This window comes from Enterobacter sp. BIDMC 30 (assembly GCF_000534355.1).
GTDB classification, from domain to species: domain Bacteria; phylum Pseudomonadota; class Gammaproteobacteria; order Enterobacterales; family Enterobacteriaceae; genus Enterobacter; species Enterobacter ludwigii.
The window spans coordinates 1,092,220-1,118,712 of the sequence record NZ_KI973169.1 but is presented as its reverse complement, the minus strand read 5'-3'; the positions used below and the strand labels follow the sequence as shown (position 1 = coordinate 1,118,712).

The following is a 26,493-nucleotide window of genomic DNA, read 5'->3' as shown; positions in this document are numbered from 1 at the left end:
CTCACGAAGAGAGGGCGGAGGCAAGAAGATCAACGTTCTGAAATTAAACCTGCCCCACATAGAGATAAATCGCTAAAAAGTGGCACACGCTACCGCCCAGCACAAACCCATGCCAGATAGCATGATTGTACGGGATACGCTTGCAGACATAGAAAATGACGCCCAGCGAGTAGACGATGCCCCCAACGGCCAGAAGCGTCACGCCCCCTACCGCCAGCTTGATCGCCAGTTGATAAACCACAATCAGCGAAAGCCAGCCCATCGTGAGATAGGTCACCAGCGACAGCACCTTAAACCGGTGCGCAATGGTCAGCTTAAACAGGATCCCCAGCAGCGCCAGGCTCCAGATAACAATCATCAGGCCACGCGACAGCGGCGAGTTAAGACCCACCAGCAGGAAAGGCGTGTAGGTCCCTGCAATAAGAAGATAGATAGCGCAGTGGTCGAATTTCTTGAGCCAGATCTTGGCCCGTTGATGCGGGATAGCGTGGTACAGCGTCGACGCCAGGAACAGCAGGATCATACTCCCGCCATACAGACTGTAGCTGGTAATGGCCATTGCGCTGGCATTCGTATCCACCGCCTGTACCAGCAATAACACTAAACCGACAATCCCAAAAACCAGGCCAATACCGTGGCTAATACTGTTGGCTATTTCCTCAGCCAGCGAATATCCCTGTGCAATTAATGGTCTGCTCACCATACAAAACTCCGGGAAAACTAACGATGAATATTCATCACCTGTCTATGCTAACTGAGAATGATTCCAGTGAACACCTGTTAGCTAAAATAATTTCACAAACATAATTTTTATCTATAAATCATGAACATAAACAAATTATTCACCTAACGTTTGTTCACATTAAAATTTAATCATTAAGAATCAAGGGCATAAAATTGGATCCTGCCGACTTGCTGCATGTTATGATGGATAAATGATGTCTGAATGAGAGTTTCGCCATTGTGAGTATGTTCACCCACGCCGCCATTGCCAGTCTCAATAATCTGGAAATGATGGTCTACAACTATGTCATTAAAAATCGTGACAAAGTCATGTACATGACCATCCGCGAGCTGGCGGATGCGGCTGGCGTCTCAACGACCACTATCCTGCGCTTTTGCCGCAAACTCAACTGCGAAGGCTACTCTGAATTCCGCGTGCGCTTTAAGCTCTATTTAGAGCAGAACGAACCTCAGCAGGCAAATTTTGGTGCCAGTGAAATTATCAGCTTCTTTAAAGGCGTTAATAACGAAGAGTTCGATGCTTTATTAGATGAGGCGGTCGATATTATTTTATCTTCCGAACGTATTATATTTGTCGGTGCGGGCACGTCTGGCTCGCTGGCAAAATATGGCGCACGCTTCTTTTCGAATATCGGTAAATTCAGCAACCACATCGACGATCCTTATTTCCCGGTCACCAATGATATGGCTAAAAACGCGCTGGCGATTGTGCTGTCGGTATCCGGTGAAACCGAAGAGATCCTGCGCTTTGCCAGCCAGTTTAGCCTGCATCGCTGCAAAGTGCTCTCCATAACCAGCCACGAGCACTCGCGCCTGGCAAAGCTCGCGGACTTTAACCTCTCCTGGCATGTCCCTCAGATGCGGATAGGCGGCGTGTACGATATCACCACACAAATACCCGTCATCTATATTCTCGAATCGCTTGGCCGGAAACTGGCGAAGAAACTGACAGAATAAAACACCCTGTTTTTTCGATGTGACAAATTACATTTTCAGCGAATTGTTATATCGTGACATTTAATTCCGCTTTGCTAGACTCGAACGCAATATGTCATTTACTGAGAATAGCAGCGATGAAAAAACTTACCCTACCAAAAGACTTTTTATGGGGCGGCGCAGTGGCCGCTCACCAGGTTGAAGGCGGCTGGAACAAAGGCGGTAAAGGGCCGAGTATCTGCGATGTCTTAACGGGCGGTGCGCACGGCGTGCCGCGCGAAATCACGCAGGAAGTCGTGCCGGGGAAATACTATCCTAACCACGAAGCTATCGACTTCCATGGCCATTACAAAGAAGACATCAAGCTGTTTGCTGAGATGGGCTTCAAATGTTTCCGCACCTCTATCGCCTGGACGCGTATCTTCCCGAAAGGGGATGAAACACAGCCGAATGAAGAAGGCCTGAAGTTCTACGACGACATGTTCGATGAGCTGCTGAAATACAATATTGAACCGGTCATTACCCTCTCCCACTTCGAAATGCCGCTCCACCTGGTGCAGGAGTACGGCGGCTGGACCAACCGTAAAGTGGTGGATTTCTTTGTGCGCTTCGCGGAAGTGGTGTTTGAGCGCTACAAAAATAAGGTCAAATACTGGATGACCTTTAACGAGATCAACAACCAGCGTAACTGGCGTGCGCCACTGTTTGGCTACTGCTGCTCAGGCGTGGTTTATACCGAGCATGACAATCCGGAAGAGACCATGTACCAGGTGCTGCACCACCAGTTCGTTGCCAGCGCGCTGGCGGTGAAAGCGGCGCGTCGCATTAACCCGGAAATGAAAGTCGGTTGTATGCTGGCAATGGTGGCGCTCTACCCGTTCTCCTGTAAACCAGAGGACGTGATGTTTGCACAGGAATCCATGCGTGAACGCTATGTCTTTACCGATGTCCAGCTGCGCGGTTACTACCCATCCTATGTGCTTAATGAATGGGAACGCCGTGGCTTCACCATCCATATGGAAGCGGGTGACGAGGAGATCCTGCGTGAAGGCACCTGTGACTATCTGGGCTTCAGCTATTACATGACCAACGCCGTGAAAGCGGAAGGCGGTACTGGCGATGCTATCTCAGGCTTTGAAGGCAGCGTACCGAACCCGCATGTGAAAGCCTCTGACTGGGGCTGGCAGATTGACCCGGTGGGTCTGCGCTATTCCCTGTGCGAATTGTACGAGCGTTATCAGAAACCGCTGTTTATCGTGGAAAACGGCTTTGGCGCCTACGACAAAGTAGAAGAAGACGGCAGCATCAATGATGACTACCGCATCGACTACCTGCGTGCGCACGTGGAAGAGATGATGAAAGCCGTCACGTATGATGGTGTGGATCTGATGGGTTATACCCCGTGGGGCTGCATCGACTGCGTGTCGTTCACTACCGGCCAGTACAGTAAGCGCTACGGCTTTATTTATGTGAACAAGCACGACGACGGTACCGGCGATATGTCACGCTCGCGGAAAAAGAGCTTTAACTGGTACAAAGACGTGATTGCCAGCAACGGCGAGACGCTTTAACGCTTTTCTCCTCTCCCCGATGGGGAGAGGAGACGTTTATTTCCCACCCGCCAGTTCAATAAAACTTCCCGTCACATACGAGGCTTTCTCGCTCAGCAGCCAGACAATCGCCTGCGCCACCTCTTCCGGCTGACCGCCACGCTGCATAGGCAGCATGGATTTGACCCTATCCACCCGGCCCGGCTCACCGCCAGATGCATGAATCTCGGTGTAAATCAGCCCGGGACGCACGCAGTTTACGCGGATCCCTTGCGCTGCCACTTCCAGCGATAATCCCGTCGTCAACGAATCGACAGCACCTTTGGACGCGGCGTAATCCACATATTCACCCGGAGCACCGAGGCGCGATGCCGCGGATGACACGTTCACGATCGCGCCGCCTTTGCCACCATGTCTGAACGACATGCGTTTTACCGCTTCGCGGCAGCAGAGGAAATAACCGGTCACGTTCGTGGCTAACACGCGGTTGATCCGTTCAGCAGAGAGGTGTTCAATCGTGGATTGTTCAAACAGGATCCCGGCGTTGTTCACCAGTGCGGTAAGCGGTCCGGCTTCACGATCGATACTGTCGAACATTGCCAGCACCTGAGCTTCATCACTGATATCTGCACGCACGGCAAACGCGTTACCCCCCGCGTCGGTAATCATCGTGATCACATCCGTCGCGGCTTTAATGTTGTGGTGATAGTTCACCGCCACGGTGTAGCCTTCGCGCGCCAGCTGCAGCGCGGTAGCTTTACCAATACCGCGGCTGGCGCCGGTGACCAGTGCAATTGCCATCTATGTCTCCTTATAAAAAAAGCCGGGTAGCGTTAACGCTGACCCGGCCTGTAACACGTTATAACCGCGGAACGATTACTGGTATTCGCTCATTGGCACACACGAGCAGAACAGATTACGGTCACCGTAGACGTCATCGAGACGTTTCACGGTCGGCCAGTATTTGTTTGCTATGCCAGCCGGGAACACCGCCTGCTCACGGGTATAACCGTGCTCCCACCCGGAGACCAGCTCATTCTGGGTGTGCGGTGCGTTAACCAGCGGGTTATCAGCCAGCGTCCACTCGCCGGCTTTCACGCGGTCGATTTCAGCGCGGATAGCCAGCATCGCGTCAATAAAGCGGTCCAGCTCAACTTTGCTTTCAGACTCGGTGGGTTCAACCATCAGCGTACCCGCCACCGGGAACGACATGGTTGGCGCATGGAATCCGTAGTCAATCAGACGCTTAGCAATATCCAGCTCGCTGATACCTGTCTCTTCTTTCAAAGGACGGATATCGAGGATGCACTCGTGCGCCACACGACCATCACGGCCCGTGTAGAGCACCGGATACGCTTCTTTCAGACGCGTTGCGATGTAGTTAGCATTGAGGATAGCCACCTGGCTTGCCTGCTTCAGCCCTTCCGCGCCCATCATGCGGATATACATCCAGCTGATGGGCAGGATTGAGGCGCTACCGAACGGTGCCGCAGAGACCGCGCCCTGACGGGTCAACATGCCTTCAATCTGCACTACGCTGTGGCCTGGGACAAACGGCGCCAGGTGTGCTTTCACACCGATTGGGCCCATACCCGGACCACCACCGCCGTGTGGAATACAGAAAGTTTTATGCAGGTTCAGGTGCGACACATCCGCGCCGATAAAGCCCGGAGAGGTAATGCCAACCTGTGCGTTCATGTTCGCACCGTCGAGATAAACCTGACCGCCAAACTGATGGACCACTTCACACACTTCACGGATGGTCTCTTCGTACACACCGTGGGTGGATGGGTAGGTCACCATGATGCAGGAGAGTTTTTCGCCCGCCTGCTCGGCTTTCGCACGCAGATCGGCCAGGTCAATGTTGCCATTCTTGTCGCAGGCCACCACCACCACTTCCATACCCGCCATCTGGGCAGACGCCGGGTTGGTGCCATGCGCAGAACTCGGGATCAGGCAGATATCGCGATGCCCTTCATTGCGGCTTTCGTGATAGTGACGAATTGCCAGCAGGCCCGCGTATTCCCCCTGCGCCCCGGAGTTTGGCTGCATGCAGAGTGCATCGTAACCGGTCAGCTTCACCAGCCAGTCGGAGAGCTGGTTGATCATCAGATGGTAACCTTCCGCCTGCTCTGGTGGGCAGAACGGGTGCAGCTCGGAAAATTCAGGCCAGGTGATTGGGATCATCTCTGCCGCAGCGTTCAGCTTCATGGTGCAGGAGCCCAGCGGGATCATCGCCTGGTTCAGCGCCAGGTCTTTGCGCTCCAGAGAGTGCATATAGCGCATCATCTCGGTTTCGCTGTGGTAGCGATTGAACACCGGGTGAGTCAGGATCGCATCATCACGCAGCATGCTTTCCTGGATAGAGCGGCTGTCGAGCGCGACATCTTTATCGAGCGTATCAATATCCAGGCCGTGCGCATCGCCCAGCAAGACGTTAAACAGGTTAACGATATCTTCGCGGGTAGTGCTTTCATCCAGGGTAATGCCTACCGCGTTATGGATGTCGCTACGCAGGTTGATCTCTGCCGCGTCAGCACGAGCCAGCACCGCGGCTTTGTCAGCCACTTCAACGCACAGCGTGTCAAAGTAATGGGCGTGGCGCAGTTTCAGGCCTTTCTGCTGCAGACCACAGGCCAGAATATCCGCCAGACGGTGAATACGGCTGGCAATGCGTTTCAGGCCAACCGGACCGTGGAAGACAGCGTACAGGCTGGCGATATTGGCCAGCAGGACCTGCGAGGTACAGATGTTGGAGTTCGCTTTCTCGCGACGAATATGCTGCTCGCGAGTCTGCATTGCCATGCGCAGCGCGGTGTTACCGGCGGCATCTTTTGAAACGCCGATGATACGGCCAGGCATGGAGCGTTTGAATTCATCTTTTGCGGCAAAGAACGCCGCATGTGGGCCACCGTAGCCCATCGGGACACCAAAGCGTTGTGCAGAACCGAAAACAATGTCCGCGCCCTGTTTACCTGGAGCCGTCAGCAGGACCAGCGCCATAAAATCAGCCGCGACGCTGACAACCACTTTGCGGGCTTTCAGCTCAGCAATCAGTGCGCTGTAGTCGTGAACGTCGCCGGTGGTGCCGACCTGTTGCAGCAGCACGCCAAACACATCCTGATGATCGAGGACTTTGTCGGCGTCGTCGACAATCACGTCAAAACCAAAGGTTTCGGCACGGGTACGAACCACATCAAGCGTTTGCGGATGCACGTCCGCTGCCACGAAGAAGCGGTTGGCATTTTTCAGTTTGCTCACGCGCTTCGCCATTGCCATTGCTTCGGCGGCGGCGGTGGCTTCATCCAGCAGTGAAGCGGACGCGATATCCAGGCCGGTCAAATCCAGCGTAACCTGCTGGAAGTTCAGCAGCGCTTCCAGACGGCCCTGAGAAACTTCTGGCTGATACGGGGTGTAGGCGGTGTACCAGCCCGGGTTTTCCAGCATATTACGCAGAATAACCGGGGGTAACTGCACGTTGGTGTAGCCCATGCCAATGTAAGACTTATAGCGCTTGTTCAGGCCGGCAATTGCCTTCAGCTCCGCCAGAGCGGCGAATTCAGTGGTGGCTTCACCCACCTGAGGCGGCGTGGCAAGCTGGATGTCTTTTGGCACAATCTGGCCGATCAGTGCATTTAATGAATCCGCGCCAACTGTCTTCAGCATCTCCTGCTGTTGCTGAGCATCCGGCCCAATGTGACGTTCAATGAAGGCGCCACGGTTTTCAAGCTGGCTTAAAGTCTGTGTCATGAGCGATGGTTCCTGAAACGTGCAGTGAATGTGTTTTCTCCCTCACCCTGAGGGAGAGGGCTGGGGTGAGGGTGTCGTCTGTTCCCCTCACCCTACCCTCCCCCAAAGGGGAGAGGGTTAAGGCTTACTCGTTTTCTAACAGCGCTTCGTACGCGGTGGCATCCAGCAGCGCGGTGACCTGCGATTCGTCGCTGGCTTTGATCTTGAAGATCCAGCCGCCTTCATAAGGCTCGCTGTTCACCAGCTCCGGGGAGTCGCTCAGGGCGTCGTTCACGGCAACAATTTCACCGCTTACCGGGGCGTAGATATCAGAAGCCGCTTTAACGGACTCGGCCACGGCGCAGTCATCGCCAGCTTCCACGGATGCGCCGACTTCAGGCAGGTCAACAAACACCATGTCGCCCAGCAGCTCCTGCGCATGCTCGGTGATCCCTACGGTGTAAGTGCCGTCCGCCTCTTTGCGCAGCCACTCGTGTTCTTTGCTGTATTTCAGTTCTGCTGGCACATTGCTCATTGAAGTTCTCCTGATAAAAATGATTAGGCGACCGGCTTACCGGCGCGAACAAAAATCGGTTTGGTCACGTTGACCGGCATTTCACGGTTGCGGATTTGCACCACTGCCGTTTCGCGAATGCCCGCCGGAACACGCGCCAGTGCAATACTGTAGCCCAGCGTCGGGGAGAAGGTACCGCTGGTGATCACGCCTTCACGCGGGTTGCCGTCAGCATCTGTAAAACGCACCGGCAGCTCGCCGCGCAGCACGCCTTTCTCGGTCATCACCAGGCCTACCAGTTGTTCAGTGCCCTTTTCACGCTGCATTTCCAGCGCTTCACGGCCAATAAACTCACGGTCAGCCGGTTCCCAGGCGATGGTCCAGCCCATGTTGGCCGCCAGCGGTGACACGCCTTCATCCATCTCTTGCCCGTAGAGGTTCATACCGGCTTCCAGACGCAGCGTATCGCGCGCGCCCAGACCTGCCGGCTTAACGCCGGCTTCCACCAGCGCACGCCAGAAATCGGCGGCTTTCTCATTCGGCATGGCAATTTCATAGCCCGCTTCACCGGTGTAGCCGGTGGTCGCGATAAACAGATCGCCCGCCTGTACGCCGAAGAACGGCTTCATGCCATCGGTGGCTTTACGCTGCTCATCGGTGAACAGAGAGGCGGCTTTAGACTGCGCGTTCGGCCCCTGTACGGCGATCAGCGACAGATCATCGCGGACGGTGATGTCGATGGCGTAAGGTTCAGCGTGTTGGGTAATCCAGGAGAGGTCTTTTTCGCGGGTGGCGGAGTTTACAACGAGGCGGAAGAAATCTTCAGAGAAGTAATAGACGATGAGGTCATCAATTACGCCGCCGGAGGCATTTAGCATGCCGGTGTAGAGCGCTTTGCCTGGCGTCTTCAATTTGGCGACGTCGTTTGCCAGCAGATAACGTAAAAACTCCCGGGTGCGGCTGCCATGCAGGTCGACAATCGTCATGTGTGACACGTCGAACATACCGGCATCGGTGCGCACCGCGTGGTGCTCATCAATCTGCGAGCCGTAGTGCAGCGGCATCATCCAGCCATGGAAGTCCACCATGCGTGCGCCGCATAACACGTGTTGTTCGTACAAAGGAGTCTGTTGAGCCATCTTTTCCTCGTTGAATAAGCAGGGCTGTCTTGCGTTTCGCACACCTGAACAGTGCCACGAAACCCGGCGCCGCGATCGCTTTCTGGACCCCGACGCAAACGTTCTCTTTTACCTGAACTTACCACCGAAACCGGCGATTAACCATAAGGTAAAACGGGTCATCACATTAGCTTATGACCTAAAAACACGAAAAAGCTTACAGAGTTATTCACTGGCAAACTGCGATTAAACCCGCATAAAATTAACATTGCTCTAACAGGATTTAGCATATGGTGATATTTCATGCGGAAAAACGGGCGGAATTTCCGTAACATAAAAATAGTAAGATTAGATTTTCTAATGCGAAAAATGCGGTGAAATTAGATTATTTCAAACGAGTGAATTTCCCCGGCGCAGAGGCCGGGAAAACAAAGTGTGACGGGGGTCTATATTAGCGCAGCCAGTCCGGCAGGTCGTTAAGACCCATCGCCTGGCGAAGGAGTTGAGGTTTTACGCCCGGAAGGGTATCGGCAAGTTTAAGGCCGAGGTCGCGCAGCAGTTTTTTCGCTGGATTCGCGCCGGCAAACAGCTCACGGAAACCCTGCATGCCTGCCAGCATCACCGCTGCACTGTGCTTACGGCTACGTTCGTAGCGACGCAGATAGAGATGCTGGCCGATATCTTTGCCTTCGCGATGCAGGCGACGCAACTCTTCTACCAGCTCTGCCGCGTCCATAAAGCCAAGGTTCACGCCCTGCCCGGCCAGCGGATGGATCGTATGCGCCGCGTCACCCACCAGCGCCAGACGGTGCGCCGCAAACTGACGCGCATAGCGTCCGGTTAACGGGAACACCAGCCGCTCGCTCTCAAGGGTGCATAGCCCAAGACGGTTATCAAACGCGACGCACAGCGCCTGGTTGAATGCCTCGGGAGTCGCCTCCTGCATCTGTTGCGCTTTATCAGGAACCAGAGACCAGACAATCGAACACAGGTGCGGATCGCTCAACGGCAGGAATGCCAGAATGCCGTCATTGTGGAAGATTTGGCGCGCCACCCCACCGTGCGGCTCTTCAGTGCGAATCGTTGCCACCAGAGCATGATGGCGATAGTCCCAGAACGTCAGCGGAATATCCGCCTTGTTACGCAGCCAGGAGTTGGCACCGTCAGCGCCCACGACCAGTCGCGCGGTCAGCATGTCACCGCTTTGCAGGGTGATAAACGCGTCGTTTTCTCCCCAGGCGACCTGCTGGATTTGCGCCGGTGCCAGCAGCGTGACATCGCTGCAGGACTGCGCTTTTTGCCACAGAGCATGGTGGATAACGGCATTTTCGATGATGTGTCCCAGATGGCTGTAGCCCATGCTTTCATCATCAAACGCGATATGACCAAAGCTGTCTTTGTCCCACACTTCCATGCCGTGATAACAGCTGGCACGCTGCGCCACGATCTCTGACCAGACGCCAAGGTGCGTCAGCAACTTTTCACTGGCCGCATTGATTGCCGAGACGCGCAGTTCCGGCGGCGCGTCCTGCGCGACGGGCTGAGGCACGTTTTGCTCCAGTACCGCAACGCGCAGGCCGCTGCCCTGTAAACCACAGGCCAGCGCCAGTCCTACCATTCCGCCGCCAACGATGGCGACATCAACATTTTGCACGGTGATAACTCCTTAACGCGCGACCCAACCAAGAGTCCGCTGCGCCAGCACGTCACGTGCCGGAATGAATAATTCCATCGCCATTAGCCCAAGATTGCGGCCTGCAACCAGGGGTGCCCAGCGATTGGCAAACAGGTGCACCAGACCATCCGTCACACCAATCGTCGCCTCTTTATCTGCCCGGCGTCGCTTCTGGTAATGGCTGAGCACCGACCAGGCACCACAGTCTTTTTGCTCGCTCCACGCCTGTGAAAGCGTTTCTGCCAGGCTCATCACGTCGCGAAGCCCGAGGTTAAACCCCTGCCCGGCGATGGGATGCAATGTCTGCGCGGCATTGCCGACCAGCGCCATGCGATGGGAGATAGACTGCGAGGCGGTGGTCAGCGACAACGGGTATACGCTCCGCTTTCCCGCGTGGGTAATACGTCCCAGCCGCCAGCCAAAGGCTTTTTGCAGCTCGGTACAAAAACGTTCGTCAGACCAGGTCTGTATCTCAGCCGCGTTGTCCTGCGGATGGCACCACACCAGCGAACTGCGATCGTGGGACATGGGCAGCATCGCCAGCGGGCCATGCTGGGTGAAACGCTCAAAAGCGCGGCCGTTGTGAGCGCCCGCTGTCGAAACGTTAGCAATGACGGCCACCTGCCCGTAGGGCTGTTGTCGCCACTCCACGCCGCACTGCGTGCCGAGCGAAGAGCGCGAACCGTTTGCCGCTACCAGAAGCTGGCCTTCAAGGACGGTACCGTTATCCAGCACCACGTTGACCGACGCGTCACTGCGGCTAAAGCTGGCCACACGCGCCGGGCAATGCAGGGTCACGCCTGGCGCATCCTTAAGCAGGCGGAACAGGCGTAACCCGACGTCGTGCAGCTCCACAACCCGGCCCAGCGCATCTATACGGTAATCATGCGCATCCAGGGTAACGAAACCGGCATGACCGCGATCGCTGACGTGAACGGTTTTAATCGCCGTCGCACAGTCGGCTATCGCCTGCCAGATGCCAATGCGTGAGAGTTGCTGACAGGTACCCTGCGCCAGTGCAATGGCGCGGGCATCAAAACCGGGGTGATCAGAGGCCTCTGGCGCAACGGCCTCCACCAGATGCACCGGCAGTTTTCCCTGCGTAAAATGCGAGATGGCCAGTGCCAGCGTGGCTCCGGTCATCCCGCCGCCAACGATAATCACGCTCATACGCGTGCCGCTGCCATCAGCGCCTCGATATCGTCAGCATTTTTCACGACGCTGGCGGTCAGGTTTTCGTTGCCGGTTTCGGTAATGACGATGTCGTCTTCGATACGAATGCCAATCCCACGGTATGCTTCCGGCACGTCGGCATCCGGCGCGATATACAGCCCCGGCTCAACGGTTAATACCATGCCTGGCTCAAGCACGCGGGAACGATCGGCACCGTATGCTCCCACGTCATGCACATCCAGCCCCAGCCAGTGGCTCAGGCCGTGCATAAAATACGGACGATGCGCGTTCTCGGTAATCAGGGTATCCACGTCGCCTTTCAGGATACCGAGCTTCACCAGGCCGGTGATCATGATGCGCACCACTTCGCCAGTCACTTCCTGAATAGACGTGCCTGGACGGTACAGCCTGAGCGCCGTCTCGAGCGATTCGAGGACGATGTCATACACCGCGCGCTGTGCGGGGGTGAATTTACCGTTCACCGGGAACGTACGGGTAATATCGCCCGCATACCCCTGGAATTCGCATCCGGCGTCAATCAGCACCAGATCGCCGTCGCGCAGCGCACTTTCGTTTTCGGTGTAGTGCAGAATGCAGCCGTTTTCACCGCCACCGACAATGGTGTTGTAAGAAGGATAACGCGCGCCGTGGCGGTTAAATTCGTGATGAATCTCCCCTTCCAGCTGGTATTCAAACATTCCCGGGCGGCATTTCTCCATGGCACGGGTGTGTGCCAGCGCACTGATTTCACCCGCGCGGCGCATCACGTCCAGCTCTTCCGGGGATTTGAACAGACGCATCTCATGCACCACCGGACGCCAGTCCGTCAGGGTGGCTGGCGCGGACAGATTCTGCCTCGAACCTTTGCGCAGCTTATCCAGAGCGGTAAAGACAATCTCATCGGCATACGCATACTCGCCCTGCGCGTGGTAAAGCACATCCAGGCCATTGAGCAGTTGATAGAGCTGCTGGTTGATTTCACTGAATGCCAGCGCCCGATCCACCCCCAGCTTCTCTGGCGCAGCCTCTTGCCCTAAGCGGCGGCCGAACCAGATTTCGGCAGTGAGATCGCGTACGCGGTTAAAAATCACGCTGTGGTTGTGGGTGTCATTACTCTTAATCAGCACCAGTACCGCTTCCGGCTCGTTGAAGCCGGTGAAGTACCAGAAATCGCTGCTCTGGCGATAGGGGTATTCGCTGTCGGCGCTGCGCGTCACTTCTGGCGCAGCAAAAATCAGCGCGGCGCTGCCCGGCTGCATATTGGCCAGCAGCGCCTGACGACGGCGCGAATACTCTTGATTTGAGATAACCATGACACCCTCCTGTGCGTTATTTTTCTTAATGTAAGGTTGGCTTGCGGACTTCCGGCGCGGTCGGCTGCGAACGCGTAAAGTGGTCGTGGCACAGCAAAGCAGCAACGCGAACGTATTCGATGATCTCTTCGAGAGACATTTCCAGCTCTTCCTGGTCTTCGTCTTCATCGTAGCCCAACTGCGCAATGTTACGCAGATCGTCGATCGCCTCACCCGCTTCGCCGGTCACTTTATCGAGTTTCGGCTGCGTGACGCCCAGCCCCAACAGGTAGTGGTTGACCCAACCTGCGAGCGCATCGGCACGATCGAAGACGCTGACGCCATCACCTTCAGGCAGATAAAGCTGAAAAAGGAAGCCATCGTCTTCCAGCGAATCGCTGATCGCGGAGTGCATTTTACGCACGGCTTCCGCCAGCTCGTGACCAAACGCCAGCCCTTCGTTCGTCAGGTCGTGGATCAGCGGCTGCCATGAGCTGTCGCTGTTTCCGCCGCACAGCATGCCACTGATCAGACCGTGCATTTCCGCAGAGGTTAAACCGACTCCCTGCTGGTTCAGTAACTGGTTTAAATCCTTGTAACCAGGCATTTCGTTCTGTATAGACATGCGCATTCGTCATCGTTGGGAGGAATATTCATGATATGCTACCACTTTGGACCCTGGTGATACCAGAAAAGGGCTTGTATCTTCACATCAGGGTAGCTATAGTGTCGCCCCTTCGCAGCCCCCGGGGCAGTAAGCGAAGGCAGCGCAGTCAATCAGCAGGAAGGTGGCATGTCTGCACAACCCGTCGATCTCCAGATTTTTGGCCGTTCACTGCGAGTGAATTGTCCGCCTGAACAAAGGGATGCCTTGAATCAGGCTGCGGACGATTTGAATCAGCGGTTGCAAGATCTCAAAGAACGCACTAGAGTCACAAATACTGAGCAGCTGGTTTTCATCGCCGCGTTGAACATCAGTTATGAACTGACTCAGGAAAAAGCGAAGACCCGCGATTACGCGGCAAGCATGGAGCAGCGCATTAAAATGCTCCAGCAGACCATTGAACAAGCATTGCTTGATCAAGGTCGCAATCCCGAAAGACCGGGGCCAAAGTTTGAATAACACTTCTCAGTTGACTATGGTAGAGTAACTGTGAAGACAAAATTTCTCTGAGATGTTCGCAAGCGGGCCAGTCCCCTGAGCCGATATTTCATACCACAAGAATGTGGCGCTCCATGGTTGGTGAGCATGCTCGGTTCGTCCGAGAAGCCTTAAAACTATGACGACACATTCACCTTGAACCAAGGGTTCAAGGGTTACAGCCTGCGGCGGCATCTCGGAGATTCCCTCTCTTTTTCTTCTACCGACTACCATGACCCAACTCCCTGAAGTCTCTTCCTCACGCCAGGGCATCCGTCAGCTCATGCGTCAACGCCGTCGTGCGTTAACTCCCGAACAGCAAGCACAGTTTGCCCAGCAAGGCGCAGCCCGTATGATGGCCTATCCCCCTGTTGTGATGGCGCGTACCGTCGCCCTGTTCCTCTCGTTTGATGGCGAGCTGGATACTCAACCGCTGATAGAACAACTGTGGCGCGCCGGGAAAAGAGTGTACCTGCCGGTGCTGCATCCGTTTAGCCAGGGAAATCTGCTGTTTTTACACTACCATCCGCACAGCGAACTGGTGGTGAATCGTCTGAAAATCACCGAACCAAAACTCGACGTCCGCGACGTCCTCCCCCTCTCAGAACTGGATGTACTGATCACGCCGCTGGTGGCGTTTGATGAGCAGGGTCAGCGCTTAGGGATGGGTGGCGGTTTTTATGACAGGACGCTGCAAAACTGGCAGCAGTATCATTTACAGCCTGTGGGATACGCACATGACTGTCAGGGCGTGGAAGCCTTGCCGGTAGAGAAGTGGGATATTCCGCTGCCTGCGGTAGTGACGCCGGGCAAAACGTGGCGCTGGTAAAATAAAGCCGGGTAGCGACCCGGCTTTATGCTCACAGAAACAGAATCAGTACAGCAGACGGGCGCGAATGGTACCCGGAATAGCCTTCATGCTCTGCAGCGCTTTTTCCGCTACATCTTCGTCCGCTTCAATATCAATTACCACGTAACCCATCTGAGAGTTCGTTTGCAGATACTGCGCGGCAATGTTGACGCTCTGCTCGGCAAAGATCTGGTTGATCGCAGTCAGCACGCCCGGACGGTTTTCATGGATGTGCAGCAGACGACGGCCACCGTGCAACGGCAGAGACACTTCCGGGAAGTTCACGGCAGAGAGCGTAGAACCGTTGTCGGAGTATTTGCTCAGCTTGCCCGCGACTTCCAGACCGATATTTTCCTGCGCTTCCTGCGTCGAGCCGCCGATGTGCGGCGTCAGGATCACGTTGTCGAATTCGCACAGCGGAGAGGTGAACGGATCGCTGTTGGTAGCAGGCTCAGTCGGGAAGACGTCGATTGCCGCCCCCGCCAGATGCTTACGCTTCAGCGCATCGCACAGCGCCGGAATATCGACAACCGTACCGCGCGCGGCGTTGATCAGCAGTGACCCCGGCTTCATCAGCGCCAGTTCCTCAGCACCCATCATGTTCTTCGTCGACGCATTTTCCGGCACATGCAGGCTGACCACGTCGCTCATGTTCAGCAGGTCAGAGAGGTGTTGAACCTGAGTGGCGTTGCCCAACGGCAGTTTGCTTTCGATATCATAAAAATAGACATGCATCCCCAGGGATTCAGCCAGGATCCCCAGCTGAGTACCGATGTGACCATAGCCGATGATACCGAGTTTTTTACCACGGGCTTCGTATGAACCCGCAGCCAGTTTGTTCCACACGCCGCGGTGCGCTTTGGCGTTAGCTTCCGGAATACCACGCAGCAACAGCAGCAACTCGCCAATCACTAACTCCGCCACGGAACGGGTGTTGGAGAACGGGGCGTTAAAGACAGGCACACCGCGTTTTGCGGCGGCATTCAGGTCAACCTGGTTGGTACCGATGCAGAAACAGCCGATGGCAACCAACTTTTCCGCCGCGGCAATCACGTCTTCAGTCAGTTGGGTACGGGATCGCAGGCCAATGAAATGGGCATCACGGATGGACGCTTTCAGCTCTTCGGTGTCCAGCGCGCCTTTGTGAAATTCGATGTTGGTGTAACCTGCTGCACGAAGGCTATCAAGCGCTTTCTGATGCACGCCCTCAACCAGCAGGAATTTAATCTTGTCTTTCTCCAGTGATACCTTTGCCATTTACCTTACCCGACCCTGTTTTTGTCTGAACTGATGTTGTGCTGGATTTAAATCCGCTGTAGCCAACATATCAAAAAAAACTATTGCAGCAATATGAACGTTTGCGTCGGCACTCTGAAGAAAAGTCATACAGAGCAAAATGACAGAGGAAAATGCTGTAGAAATTTGCGAATGCGGCAGGATCGGCAAACGAGAGGTAAAAAGCGTGACACAAGTCACCGAATTTAGCTTTTCAAAATTTTTTTAGCGGGGGGAGGGCTCCCCCCATCAGATCATTTTACGATGGTTTGCACGCCATCTGCCGTGCCGATCAGCGCGACATCCGCGCCACGGTTGGCGAATAACCCTACAGTCACTACGCCTGGAATACCGTTAATGGCATTTTCCAGCGCAATGGCGTCGAGAATTTCCAGACCGTGAACGTCGAGGATCACGTTGCCGTTATCAGTGATGACGCCCTGACGATATTCCGGGCGTCCACCCAGTCTCACCAGTTCACGCGCCACAGCGCTCCGCGCCATTGGGATCACTTCTACCGGCAGCGGGAATTTACCCAGGATATCAACCTGCTTTGACGCATCGGCGATACAGATGAATTTATCCGCCACGGAGGCGATGATTTTTTCACGCGTCAGCGCCGCACCGCCGCCTTTGATCATCTGCATATGGCCGTTGATTTCATCCGCGCCATCAACGTAGATACCAAGACGGTCAACTTCATTCAGATCGAAAACGGTGATGCCAAGGCTTTTCAGCTTTTCCGTGGAAGCGTCGGAGCTGGAAACTGCGCCCTCGATCTGCCCTTTCATCGTGCCCAGCGCATCGATAAAGTGTGCCGCCGTCGAGCCCGTACCAACACCGACAATGGTACCCGGTTGCACATACTGGAGAGCGGCCCATCCTACTGCTTTTTTCAGTTCATCCTGCGTCATGATCGTTTAGCCTGTGGTGTGAAAACGTAGGCCGCATTATAGAACACGTCGGGTGGATTTCGTCTGCCACGAAGGGAAAATTGTGTCATAGTGCAGATTAAGCAAAATTAAGGAGTCAGCCAGAGCAATGAAACGTCCGGACTACAGAACACTACAGGCACTTGATGCAGTTATTCGTGAACGCGGTTTTGAGCGCGCAGCGCAAAAGCTTTGTATCACTCAGTCCGCCGTATCACAACGCATCAAGCAGCTGGAAAACATGTTCGGGCAGCCTCTGCTGGTACGTACTGTTCCACCGCGTCCAACGGAGCAAGGGCAAAAGCTCCTCGCCCTGCTGCGCCAGGTTGAACTGCTCGAAGATGAGTGGCTGGGTGACGAACAGACCGGCTCAACGCCGCTGCTGCTCTCGCTGGCGGTGAACGCCGACAGTCTGGCAACCTGGCTGTTGCCGGCCCTTGCGCCGGTGTTAGCGGACTCCCCGATTCGCCTGAATCTGCAGGTTGAAGATGAAACCCGTACACAGGAGCGCCTGCGACGCGGTGAAGTGGTTGGGGCGGTCAGTATCCAGCCTCAGGCGCTGCCGAGCTGTCTTGTCGATCAGCTGGGCGCACTGGACTACCTGTTTGTCGGCTCAAAAGCGTTTGCCGAGCGCTACTTCCCGAACGGCGTCACCCGCGCCGCGCTGCTGAAAGCCCCTGCGGTAGCGTTCGACCATCTGGACGATATGCATCAGGCCTTCCTGCAGCAAAACTTCGATCTGCCGCCGGGCAGCGTGCCATGTCATATCGTGAACTCGTCTGAAGCGTTTGTGCAGCTCGCGCGTCAGGGCACCACCTGCTGTATGATCCCGCACCTGCAGATAGAGAAAGAGTTGAAAAGCGGTGAGCTGATTGACTTAACACCGGGGCTGTATCAGCGCCGGATGCTCTACTGGCACCGTTTTGCGCCAGAAAGCCGCATGATGCGCAACGTCACCGACGCGCTGCTGGCGTATGGGCATAAGGTGTTGAGACAGGATTAAGGAACAATCCCCCTCTCCTGACGGGAGAGGGGGAAAGTGAAGACAGATTACTGCGCTTTTGCCGGCTCAGTCTGCTGACTTTGGGTCGGCTGCAGCTGGAACACCACATCAACCTGATCGTCGAACTGAATCGTCGGCTGCTCATAAGTTTCCTGAGCAGACACCGGTGCCGCGTCGGCCTTCATCATCCGCACCATCGGGCTTGGCTGATAATTTGAGACGTGGTAACGCACGCTGTATACCGGACCGAGCTTACTGTTGAACCCGGACGCCAGCTGTTGCGCCTGATGGATTGCATCATCAATGGCGGCTTTACGCGCCTGGTCTTTGTATTTTTCCGGTTGCGCAACGCCCAGTGAGACGGAACGAATTTCGTTCAGACCCGCTTTCAGCGCGCCATCCAGCAGCGAGTTCAGTTTATCGAGCTGACGCACGGTCACTTCAACGGTGCGCACGGCACGGTAGCCTTTCAGGATGCTTTTACCGTTCTGGTAGTCGTAATCAGGCTGGGTACGCAGGTTGGCAGAGCTGATGTCTTTTTTAGCGACACCGTTCTGCTCCAGGAAAGAGAGATATTGCGCAACACGATCGTCAGCCTGCTTCTTGGCAGAAGCGGCATCTTTCGCGGCCACGTTCACTTCAATTGCCAGCGTTGCAACATCGGGTACCGCATCCACGCTTGCGGTGCCTGAAGTGACGATGTGCGGGCCATCAGGCAATTCACTTGCCTGCACCGACACCGCACCTAAACTCACTAATGCCGCCAGGGCCATCACTTTAAACTTCACTGTCATTCCTCCATGTTGCGAAGAGTGCCCAACAACAGGGCGCATGCCAGCAAGCTTAGCGGCTCTCGCTCAGTTGTCCATAAGACAACGCTTAGTTGAGCAATTCCTGAACATGATGAATCCCCTCTTTTGCCAGCTGAAAGGCGATAAACCACATCACCACGCCCACCAGCGTATTGATGATCCGCTGGGCTTTAGCGGTACGCAGACGCGGGGCCAGCCATGCCGCCAGAATCGCGAGACCGAAGAACCACAGGAATGAGGCGCTGACGGTACCCAGGGCAAACCAGCGTTTTGGCTCAACGTCGAGCTGCCCACCCAGGCTGCCCAGCACCACAAAGGTATCCAGATAAACGTGCGGGTTGAGCCAGGTGACCGCCAGCATGGTGACGATAATCTTCCAGCGGCCCTGCTTCATGACCTCGGCGCTCGCCAGTTCGAGATTGCTGCTCATTGCCGTTTTCAGCGCGCCAAACCCATACCACAGCAGGAACGCTACCCCACCCCAGGTCACCAGCGCCAGCAGCCAGGGAGACTGCATCAGCAGCGCACTGCCGCCAAAGATTCCGGCGCAGATCAGCAGCAAATCGCTCACCGCGCACAGTAGGGCAATCATAAGATGATACTGACGGCGAATGCCCTGGTTCATCACGAACGCGTTCTGCGGGCCAAGGGGAAGGATCATGGCCGCACCTAATGCAAGACCTTGAAAATAATAAGATAACATGAATAAATTCTCAGCAAGTTGTCCTGGGAGCTGACTATACTGCGAGAATCTTATTAGAGGAAATTGATAATATTAATTGGTGATTAGTATTGCTAATAAAAGGCCCGGTGGCGTTGCCGCTCACCGGGCCTCCTGAGGAAGAGGATTACTCGGCTTCTTTCTCGCGTTTAAGGTTCACGTCCATCTGTGGATACGGGAAGCTGATCCCGTTGGCATCAAAATCACGTTTGATACGTTCCAGAACATCCCAGTAAACGTTTTGCAGATCGCTGCTTTTGCTCCAGATGCGCACAACAAAGTTGATGGACGATGCCCCCAACTCGTTCAGGCGAACGGTCTGCTCTTTATCTTTCAGAATACGATCGTCGGAGGCAATGATATTGGCGATCAGCGATTTCACCTGATCGATATCAGAGTCATAAGCCACGCTGATAATCAGCTCGTTACGACGCACCGGCTCGCGGGAGAAGTTAATGATGTTGCCCGCGATGATTTTCCCGTTCGGTACCACCACGATACGGCCATCAACAGTTCGCAGGGTGGTTGAGAAAATCTGCACCTGCAGTACGGTGCCGGCAATACCGCCCAGGTCAACGTACTCGCCAGAGCGGAACGGACGGAAGGTTACCAGCAACACACCCGCAGCCAGGTTCGAGAGCGACCCCTGCAGCGCCAGACCAATGGCCAGACCGGCGGCACCGAGAACAGCAATCACCGAGGCAGTCTGTACGCCAACACGCCCCAGTGCAGCAATCAGCGTAAAGGCAATAATACCGTAGCGCACCAGTGCAGAGAGGAAGTCAGCCACAGTGGCGTCAATGTGACGCGCCAGCATCACGCGGTTTACGGCGTTTGATACGATACGTGCCACGATCATCCCGACGATGATGATGGCAATCGCCGCGACGATGTTAACGGCATAGCTCAGCAGCAGCGCCTGGTTGCGCACCAGCCAGTTACCGGCATTATTGATGCTGTCTACAACATCGAGTTGTTCCATTTAGTCTTCCTTTTGTTATCCCAAAAACACAAAATCCATCCCCCATGGAGACAGGCAGGTCAGTAAAGGGTAAACAAAAAGGACCGGTTTTGCCAAACAGATCACATAAACGGACCGGGCAGACCATTGAAAAAGCATAAAAAAAGGCCCGCATTCGCGGGCCTTCTGATGCTATGAGGAGCTTAAATTACAGAACGTCAACCGCGTTCAGTTCTTTGAAAGCCTGCTCCAGACGCGCCACCATGGAAGTCTGCGCAGCACGCAGCCATACACGTGGATCGTAGTATTTCTTGTTCGGCTGGTCTTCGCCTTTCGGGTTGCCCAGCTGGCCCTGCAGGTAAGCTTCGTTCGTTTTGTAGTACTGCAGGATACCGTCCCATGTTGCCCACTGGGTGTCGGTATCGATGTTCATTTTCACTACGCCGTAGCTTACGGAGTCTTTGATTTCCTGAGCAGAAGAACCGGAACCGCCGTGGAAGACGAAGTTCAGGCTGTTGTGCGGCAGGTTGTGTTTCTTAGAAACGTATTCCTGAGAATCACGCAGGATAGTTGGGGTCAGAACCACGTTACCTGGTTTGTAAACGCCGTGTACGTTACCGAAGGACGCTGCGATGGTGAAGCGTGGGCTGATTTTGCTCAGCTCGGTGTAAGCGTAATCAACGTCTTCTGGCTGGGTGTACAGTGCAGAAGCGTCCATGTGGCTGTTGTCCACGCCGTCTTCTTCACCACCGGTGCAACCCAGTTCGATTTCCAGGGTCATGTCCATTTTGGCCATGCGCGCCAGGTACTTAGAGCAGATTTCGATGTTTTCGTGCAGGGACTCTTCAGACAGGTCGATCATGTGAGAAGAGAACAGTGGCTTACCGGTCGCTGCGAAGTGTTTTTCACCCGCGTCCAGTAGACCGTCGATCCACGGCAGCAGTTTCTTCGCGCAGTGGTCAGTGTGCAGGATAACCGGAACACCGTAGTGTTCAGCCATCTGGTGTACATGGTGCGCACCAGAGATTGCGCCCAGGATTGCCGCGCCCTGAGGAACGTCAGTTTTCACGCCTTTACCAGCGATGAATGCTGCGCCACCGTTAGAGAACTGAACGATAACCGGTGCTTTAACTTTTGCAGCAGCTTCCAGTACGGCGTTAATGGAGTCGGTACCAACGCAGTTAACTGCTGGCAGAGCGAAGTTGTTTTCTTTAGCTACCTGGAACACTTTCTGAACGTCATCACCAGTGATCACGCCAGGTTTTACGAAATCAAAAATTTTAGACATGTTGCTTAGTCCTGTATCTTCGGCCGTTAGAAAAGGTGCGAGCTCTTAAAGCGCGCTGAAAATTGGGCAGGTTTCCCTGCCCTTGAATGGCTTACTTCTTAGCGCGCTCTTCGAGCATTGCTACTGCTGGCAGTACTTTGCCTTCCACGAACTCGAGGAATGCGCCGCCACCAGTGGAGATGTAGGAGATCTTGTCAGAAATACCGAACAGGTCGATTGCTGCCAGCGTATCACCGCCGCCTGCGATAGAGAACGCTTCGCTGTCTGCGATAGCGTTAGCAACGATTTCAGTACCTTTGCGGAAGTTCGGGAATTCGAACACGCCAACAGGACCATTCCACAGGATAGTTTTCGCGTTTTTCAGGATTTCAGCCAGTTTCTGTGCAGAAACGTCGCCCAGGTCCAGAATCTGCTCATCATCTTTGATGTCGTTAACAGATTTCAGGGTCGCAGTCGCTGTTTCAGAGAACTCAGTCGCGACGCGAACATCCGTTGGAACCGGGATATCGCAGGTGGTCAGCAGACGTTTTGCTTCGTCAACCAGATCCGCTTCGTACAGGGATTTACCGACGTTATGGCCTTGTGCCGCCACGAAGGTGTTCGCGATACCACCGCCAACGATCAACTGGTCAGCGATTTTAGACAGGGAATCCAGTACGGTCAGTTTGGTAGAAACTTTAGAACCACCAACGATTGCAACCATTGGACGAGCAGGTTCTTTCAGCGCTTTACCCAGTGCGTCCAGCTCAGCAGCCAGCAGAGGACCGGCACACGCGACGTCTGCGAATTTACCGATACCGTGGGTTGAAGCCTGCGCACGGTGAGCAGTACCGAAGGCGTCCATCACGAATACGTCACACAGTGCAGCGTATTTTTTGGACAGCGCTTCGTCGTCTTTCTTTTCGCCTTTGTTGAAGCGAACGTTTTCCAGAACAACCAGTTCACCGGCAGCGATGTCTACGCCGTCCAGGTAATCTTTTACCAGGCGAACCGGGTTGGACAGTTTGTCTTTCAGGTAATTAACAACTGGCAGCAGAGAGAACTCTTCATTGTACTCGCCTTCAGTTGGACGACCCAGGTGGGAGGTCACCATCACTTTAGCGCCCTGCTTCAGAGCCAGTTCGATGGTTGGCAGAGATGCACGGATACGCGCGTCGCTGGTCACTTTGCCATCTTTAACCGGTACGTTCAGATCAGCACGGATGAAAACGCGTTTACCAGCCAGATCCAGATCGGTCATCTTAATTACAGACATGGTGAATCCTCTCGTTGATTCTTAAAGTTTTGCAGACGCACGATGCGTCTTACCTGAAACCTTGAGCGGCCATTGCTAACGTGGTGTCGAGCATTCGGTTAGCAAAGCCCCATTCGTTATCACACCAGACCAGCGTCTTGATAAGGTGTGCGCCACTGACGCGCGTTTGAGTGCCATCGACAATGGCGCTGTGCGGGTCGTGGTTAAAATCTACTGAGACCAACGGTAATTCCGTATAGTCAACTATACCATGAAATGCCCCCTGTGCCGCTTTTTGCAGCAACAGGTTGACTTCACAGGCTTTTACCGGTTTTTTCACCGTCACGCTCAGGTCAATTGCGGTGACGTTAATCGTCGGTACACGTACGGCAATTGCTTCAAAACGATCATTAAACTGCGGGAAAAAACGGGTGATACCTGCCGCCAGTTTTGTGTCCACCGGAATGATTGACTGGCTCGCGGCTCGCGTGCGTCGTAAGTCCGGATGGTAGGCGTCAATCACCTGCTGATCGTGCATCGCTGAATGAATCGTGGTTACGGTGCCGGATTCAATGCCATACGCATCGTCTAACAGTTTGATGACCGGAATAATGCAGTTGGTGGTGCAGGAGGCGTTGGAAACAATGCGGTGTTCGGCTTGCAGCTCATGCTGATTCACGCCAAATACGACGGTCGCGTCGAGGTCGTTGCTGCCAGGATGGGAAAACAGGACTTTTTTCGCACCTGCTGTCAGATGCGCTTCGCCATGCTCGCGGTTACCGTATACGCCAGTACAGTCAAGTACGATATCCACACCCAGTTCACGCCACGGTAGCCCGGCAATACTGCTCTCATGCAGCACGCGGATAGCATCGTCGCCGACAAACAGCTGATCTCTTTCCTGGCGAACATCCCAGGCAAAGCGTCCGTGGCTGGTGTCATATTTCAACAAATGCGCCATGCCCGCAGCATCCGCCAGTTCGTTGATAGCCACCACGGTTATTTCCGCCCGACGCCCGGATTCATATAAAGCACGAACCACGTTACGCCCGATGCGACCGAAGCCATTAATCGCTACGCGTACGGTCATAGATCTCCTGCAAAGCTATCCCTGAGTTTGAGGTGGCTGAAAGAGTAATCCAGCTACGCCCGAAGGGGAATCCTTGCTGTCACAAACTGCGATTGATTGGTCAATTGTCGAACATTTAATCGACTGAAACGCTTCAGCTAGAATAAGCGAATCAGGGAATAAAAGGAATGTCTGTCCAGAGCAATAAGCGCGCTATATGACTTACGTCACATTTTGGATGGAATAATTCACAGGAACGTTACATGTTTGAGGAATAGTGGACATATAAGGCGGATAGCGTGAAAAAACAAAACGGTAACCCAAAGGTTACCGTTTAGGGTGTTTGCGCCCTCTTCTCAGTGAGAGCATGGACAGGGGCTCGCGCCCCTCCCCTACAAACGATTACAGCAGTTCTTTTGCTTTCGCGACAACGTTTTCAACGGTGAAGCCGAACTCTTCGAACAGCAGCTCTGCCGGAGCAGATTCACCGAAGGTGGTCATGCCGACGATTGCGCCGTTCAGGCCCACATATTTGAACCAGTAGTCAGCGATACCTGCTTCTACTGCCACGCGCGCGGTAACGGCTTTAGGCAGTACGGATTCGCGGTAGGCGGCATCCTGCTTGTCGAACGCATCGGTAGACGGCATGGAAACCACGCGCGCTTTAACGCCTTCGGCAGACAGTTTTTCCCATGCGGCAACAGCCAGCTCAACTTCAGAACCGGTCGCGATGAAGATCAGCTCTGGCTGACCCGCGCAATCTTTCAGCACGTAACCACCACGAGCGATGTTCGCCAGCTGCTCTGGAGTACGCTCCTGCTGTGCCAGGTTCTGACGGGAGAGGATCAGTGCGGTTGGACCGTCCTGACGCTCAACACCGTATTTCCACGCCACGGCGGACTCAACCTGGTCACATGGACGCCATGTGCTCATGTTTGGCGTCACGCGCAGGGAAGCCACCTGCTCTACCGGCTGGTGAGTTGGACCATCTTCGCCCAGACCGATGGAGTCGTGGGTGTAGACCATCACCTGACGCTGTTTCATCAGCGCAGCCATACGCACGGCGTTACGCGCGTACTCGACAAACATCAGGAAAGTAGAGGTGTACGGCAGGAAACCACCGTGCAGGGAGATACCGTTCGCAATCGCGGTCATACCGAATTCACGCACACCGTAGTGGATGTAGTTACCGGCAGTGTCTTCGTTGATTGCTTTAGAACCAGACCAGATTGTCAGGTTAGATGGCGCCAGGTCAGCGGAGCCGCCCAGGAATTCTGGCAGCAGCGGACCGAACGCTTCAATCGCATTCTGAGAGGCTTTACGGCTGGCGATTTTGGATGGGTTCGCCTGCAGTTTAGCAATGAACTCGTTCGCTTTGGCGTCGAAGTCAGACGGCATGTCACCCTTCATACGACGGGTAAATTCAGCCGCTTCCTGTGGGAAGGCTTTCGCATAGGCAGCGAACTTCTCATTCCATGCGGATTCTTTCGCCTGGCCCACTTCTTTAGCATCCCACTGCGCGTAAATTTCAGATGGGATTTCGAAAGCAGGATATTTCCAGCCCAGCGCTTCGCGCGTCAGTGCGATTTCCGCGTCGCCCAGTGGCGCACCGTGAGAATCGTGGGTACCCGCTTTGTTCGGGGAACCGAAACCAATGATGGTTTTGCACATCAGCAGTGACGGCTTGTCCGTCACAGCGCGCGCTTCTTCTACTGCACGTTTAATCGAGTCAGCATCGTGACCGTCAACGCCACGCACAACGTGCCAGCCGTAAGCTTCGAAACGCTTCGCGGTGTCGTCAGTGAACCAGCCTTCAACGTGACCGTCGATGGAGATGCCGTTGTCGTCATAGAACGCAACCAGTTTGCCCAGCTTCAGGGTACCTGCCAGGGAGCACACTTCGTGAGAAATGCCTTCCATCATGCAGCCGTCGCCCATGAATGCGTAGGTGAAGTGGTCAACAATGTCATGGCCTGGACGGTTGAACTGCGCGGCCAGGGTTTTCTCGGCAATCGCCATACCCACCGCGTTAGCAATACCCTGACCCAGCGGGCCGGTGGTGGTTTCTACACCTGCGGTGTAACCCACTTCCGGGTGACCTGGCGTTTTGGAGTGCAGCTGGCGGAAGTTTTTCAGCTCTTCAATTGGCAGATCGTAGCCAGTGAGGTGCAGCAGGCTATAGATCAGCATTGAGCCGTGGCCATTAGACAGCACGAAACGGTCGCGGTCAGCCCAGGAAGGGTTCTGCGGGTTGTGGTTCAGGAAATCGCGCCACAGGACTTCGGCGATATCAGCCATCCCCATAGGGGCGCCCGGGTGGCCGGATTTGGCTTTCTGTACTGCGTCCATGCTCAGCGCACGAATAGCATTAGCAAGCTCTTTACGTGAGGACATTTTAACTCCAGATCGGACTGTTAAAGGCCATGCCCTTGACGACAGCGCGTTTTGGGCTACGCCGGAAAAAAGTGCCAACAAT

The 26,493-nt window shown here is 54.8% G+C and carries 23 protein-coding genes and 1 other RNA gene; 6 read left to right on the top strand and 18 right to left on the bottom strand.

The window, feature by feature from the left end:
- Positions 1–43 precede the first annotated feature (43 nt).
- On the bottom strand, positions 44–703 hold the full coding sequence (locus L466_RS16890; RefSeq protein WP_014171517.1) for a PAQR family membrane homeostasis protein TrhA: 660 nt from the start codon (positions 701–703) through the stop codon (positions 44–46).
- Between the two features lie 266 nt (positions 704–969).
- On the opposite strand from L466_RS16890, the gene L466_RS16895 reads away from it, so the two are divergent.
- Together L466_RS16895 and bglA are read left to right on the top strand one after the other, a co-directional pair.
- Positions 970–1,701 (top strand): MurR/RpiR family transcriptional regulator, encoded by a 732-nt coding sequence (locus tag L466_RS16895; RefSeq protein WP_020883729.1) that lies wholly within the window; start codon positions 970–972, stop codon positions 1,699–1,701.
- A 116-nt stretch (positions 1,702–1,817) separates the two neighbouring features.
- Complete coding sequence (gene bglA, locus L466_RS16900; RefSeq protein ID WP_020883728.1) at positions 1,818–3,251, top strand: 6-phospho-beta-glucosidase BglA; 1,434 nt, start codon at positions 1,818–1,820, stop codon at positions 3,249–3,251.
- Positions 3,252–3,287: 36 nt separating this feature from the next.
- Here bglA and L466_RS16905 read toward each other — a convergent pair whose 3' ends face one another.
- The 8 genes from L466_RS16905 to L466_RS16940 form a co-directional block, all read right to left on the bottom strand.
- The gene (locus tag L466_RS16905; protein WP_014171520.1) at positions 3,288–4,031 is read right to left on the bottom strand and encodes an SDR family oxidoreductase; all 744 of its coding nucleotides are present in this window, start codon (positions 4,029–4,031) and stop codon (positions 3,288–3,290) included.
- Between the two features lie 75 nt (positions 4,032–4,106).
- Positions 4,107–6,980 (bottom strand): aminomethyl-transferring glycine dehydrogenase, encoded by a 2,874-nt coding sequence (gene gcvP / locus L466_RS16910; protein WP_014171521.1) that lies wholly within the window; start codon positions 6,978–6,980, stop codon positions 4,107–4,109.
- 124 nt (positions 6,981–7,104) lie between these two features.
- Positions 7,105–7,494 carry a glycine cleavage system protein GcvH gene (gene gcvH, locus L466_RS16915; protein WP_020883725.1) on the bottom strand — a complete coding sequence of 130 codons (390 nt, stop codon included), beginning with the start codon at positions 7,492–7,494 and terminating at the stop codon, positions 7,105–7,107.
- 23 nt (positions 7,495–7,517) lie between these two features.
- Positions 7,518–8,612: a glycine cleavage system aminomethyltransferase GcvT gene (gcvT, locus tag L466_RS16920; protein ID WP_032680332.1), complete on the bottom strand. Its 1,095-nt coding sequence runs from the start codon at positions 8,610–8,612 to the stop codon at positions 7,518–7,520.
- 430 nt (positions 8,613–9,042) lie between these two features.
- Positions 9,043–10,245, bottom strand: coding sequence for an FAD-dependent 2-octaprenylphenol hydroxylase (gene ubiI, locus L466_RS16925; protein ID WP_032680331.1), 1,203 nt, complete (start codon positions 10,243–10,245; stop codon positions 9,043–9,045).
- A gap of 12 nt (positions 10,246–10,257) precedes the next feature.
- Positions 10,258–11,436, bottom strand: coding sequence for a 2-octaprenyl-6-methoxyphenyl hydroxylase (gene ubiH, locus L466_RS16930; RefSeq protein WP_032680330.1), 1,179 nt, complete (start codon positions 11,434–11,436; stop codon positions 10,258–10,260).
- Positions 11,433–12,746 (bottom strand): Xaa-Pro aminopeptidase, encoded by a 1,314-nt coding sequence (gene pepP / locus L466_RS16935; RefSeq protein ID WP_025203275.1) that lies wholly within the window; start codon positions 12,744–12,746, stop codon positions 11,433–11,435. The genes ubiH and pepP overlap by 4 nt, the downstream gene beginning before the upstream one ends.
- A 31-nt stretch (positions 12,747–12,777) precedes the next feature.
- Positions 12,778–13,356, bottom strand: a complete 579-nt coding sequence (locus tag L466_RS16940) for a YecA/YgfB family protein (RefSeq protein ID WP_155962752.1) — start codon at positions 13,354–13,356, stop codon at positions 12,778–12,780.
- A gap of 168 nt (positions 13,357–13,524) precedes the next feature.
- On the opposite strand from L466_RS16940, the gene zapA reads away from it, so the two are divergent.
- The 3 genes from zapA to L466_RS0122310 all read left to right on the top strand — a co-directional run bounded on the left by zapA (position 13,525) and on the right by L466_RS0122310 (position 14,701).
- The gene (gene zapA / locus L466_RS16945) at positions 13,525–13,854 is read left to right on the top strand and encodes a cell division protein ZapA (protein ID WP_006811891.1); all 330 of its coding nucleotides are present in this window, start codon (positions 13,525–13,527) and stop codon (positions 13,852–13,854) included.
- Between the two features lie 41 nt (positions 13,855–13,895).
- Positions 13,896–14,079: non-coding RNA, 6S RNA (gene ssrS / locus L466_RS22965), on the top strand.
- 25 nt (positions 14,080–14,104) lie between these two features.
- Complete coding sequence (locus L466_RS0122310) at positions 14,105–14,701, top strand: 5-formyltetrahydrofolate cyclo-ligase (protein WP_032680328.1); 597 nt, start codon at positions 14,105–14,107, stop codon at positions 14,699–14,701.
- Between the two features lie 45 nt (positions 14,702–14,746).
- On the opposite strand, the gene serA is transcribed toward L466_RS0122310, so the two are convergent.
- Together serA and rpiA are read right to left on the bottom strand one after the other, a co-directional pair.
- A complete protein-coding gene (gene serA, locus L466_RS16950) occupies positions 14,747–15,979 on the bottom strand; it encodes a phosphoglycerate dehydrogenase (RefSeq protein WP_014171529.1) in 1,233 nt (410 codons plus the stop codon).
- A 272-nt stretch (positions 15,980–16,251) separates the two neighbouring features.
- Positions 16,252–16,911 carry a ribose-5-phosphate isomerase RpiA gene (gene rpiA, locus L466_RS16955; protein ID WP_014171530.1) on the bottom strand — a complete coding sequence of 220 codons (660 nt, stop codon included), beginning with the start codon at positions 16,909–16,911 and terminating at the stop codon, positions 16,252–16,254.
- A gap of 127 nt (positions 16,912–17,038) precedes the next feature.
- Between rpiA and argP the strand changes: the two genes are divergently transcribed.
- The gene (gene argP, locus L466_RS16960; protein ID WP_008499727.1) at positions 17,039–17,932 is read left to right on the top strand and encodes a DNA-binding transcriptional regulator ArgP; all 894 of its coding nucleotides are present in this window, start codon (positions 17,039–17,041) and stop codon (positions 17,930–17,932) included.
- Positions 17,933–17,979: 47 nt separating this feature from the next.
- Here argP and L466_RS16965 read toward each other — a convergent pair whose 3' ends face one another.
- From L466_RS16965 to tkt, 7 genes are all read right to left on the bottom strand, one after another.
- Positions 17,980–18,720, bottom strand: a complete 741-nt coding sequence (locus L466_RS16965) for an oxidative stress defense protein (protein WP_025203272.1) — start codon at positions 18,718–18,720, stop codon at positions 17,980–17,982.
- 91 nt (positions 18,721–18,811) lie between these two features.
- A complete protein-coding gene (argO, locus tag L466_RS16970) occupies positions 18,812–19,447 on the bottom strand; it encodes an arginine exporter ArgO (protein WP_014171533.1) in 636 nt (211 codons plus the stop codon).
- Positions 19,448–19,592: 145 nt separating this feature from the next.
- Entirely contained in the window at positions 19,593–20,447 is an 855-nt protein-coding gene (mscS, locus tag L466_RS16975; protein ID WP_014171534.1) for a small-conductance mechanosensitive channel MscS, read from the bottom strand.
- A gap of 187 nt (positions 20,448–20,634) precedes the next feature.
- Positions 20,635–21,714: a class II fructose-bisphosphate aldolase gene (gene fbaA / locus L466_RS16980; protein ID WP_014171535.1), complete on the bottom strand. Its 1,080-nt coding sequence runs from the start codon at positions 21,712–21,714 to the stop codon at positions 20,635–20,637.
- 91 nt (positions 21,715–21,805) lie between these two features.
- Positions 21,806–22,969, bottom strand: a complete 1,164-nt coding sequence (gene pgk / locus L466_RS16985) for a phosphoglycerate kinase (RefSeq protein ID WP_014171536.1) — start codon at positions 22,967–22,969, stop codon at positions 21,806–21,808.
- Between the two features lie 49 nt (positions 22,970–23,018).
- Positions 23,019–24,038, bottom strand: a complete 1,020-nt coding sequence (epd, locus tag L466_RS16990) for an erythrose-4-phosphate dehydrogenase (RefSeq protein WP_014171537.1) — start codon at positions 24,036–24,038, stop codon at positions 23,019–23,021.
- Positions 24,039–24,419: 381 nt separating this feature from the next.
- Complete coding sequence (gene tkt, locus L466_RS16995) at positions 24,420–26,411, bottom strand: transketolase (RefSeq protein ID WP_020883715.1); 1,992 nt, start codon at positions 26,409–26,411, stop codon at positions 24,420–24,422.
- Positions 26,412–26,493: the final 82 nt, after the last annotated feature.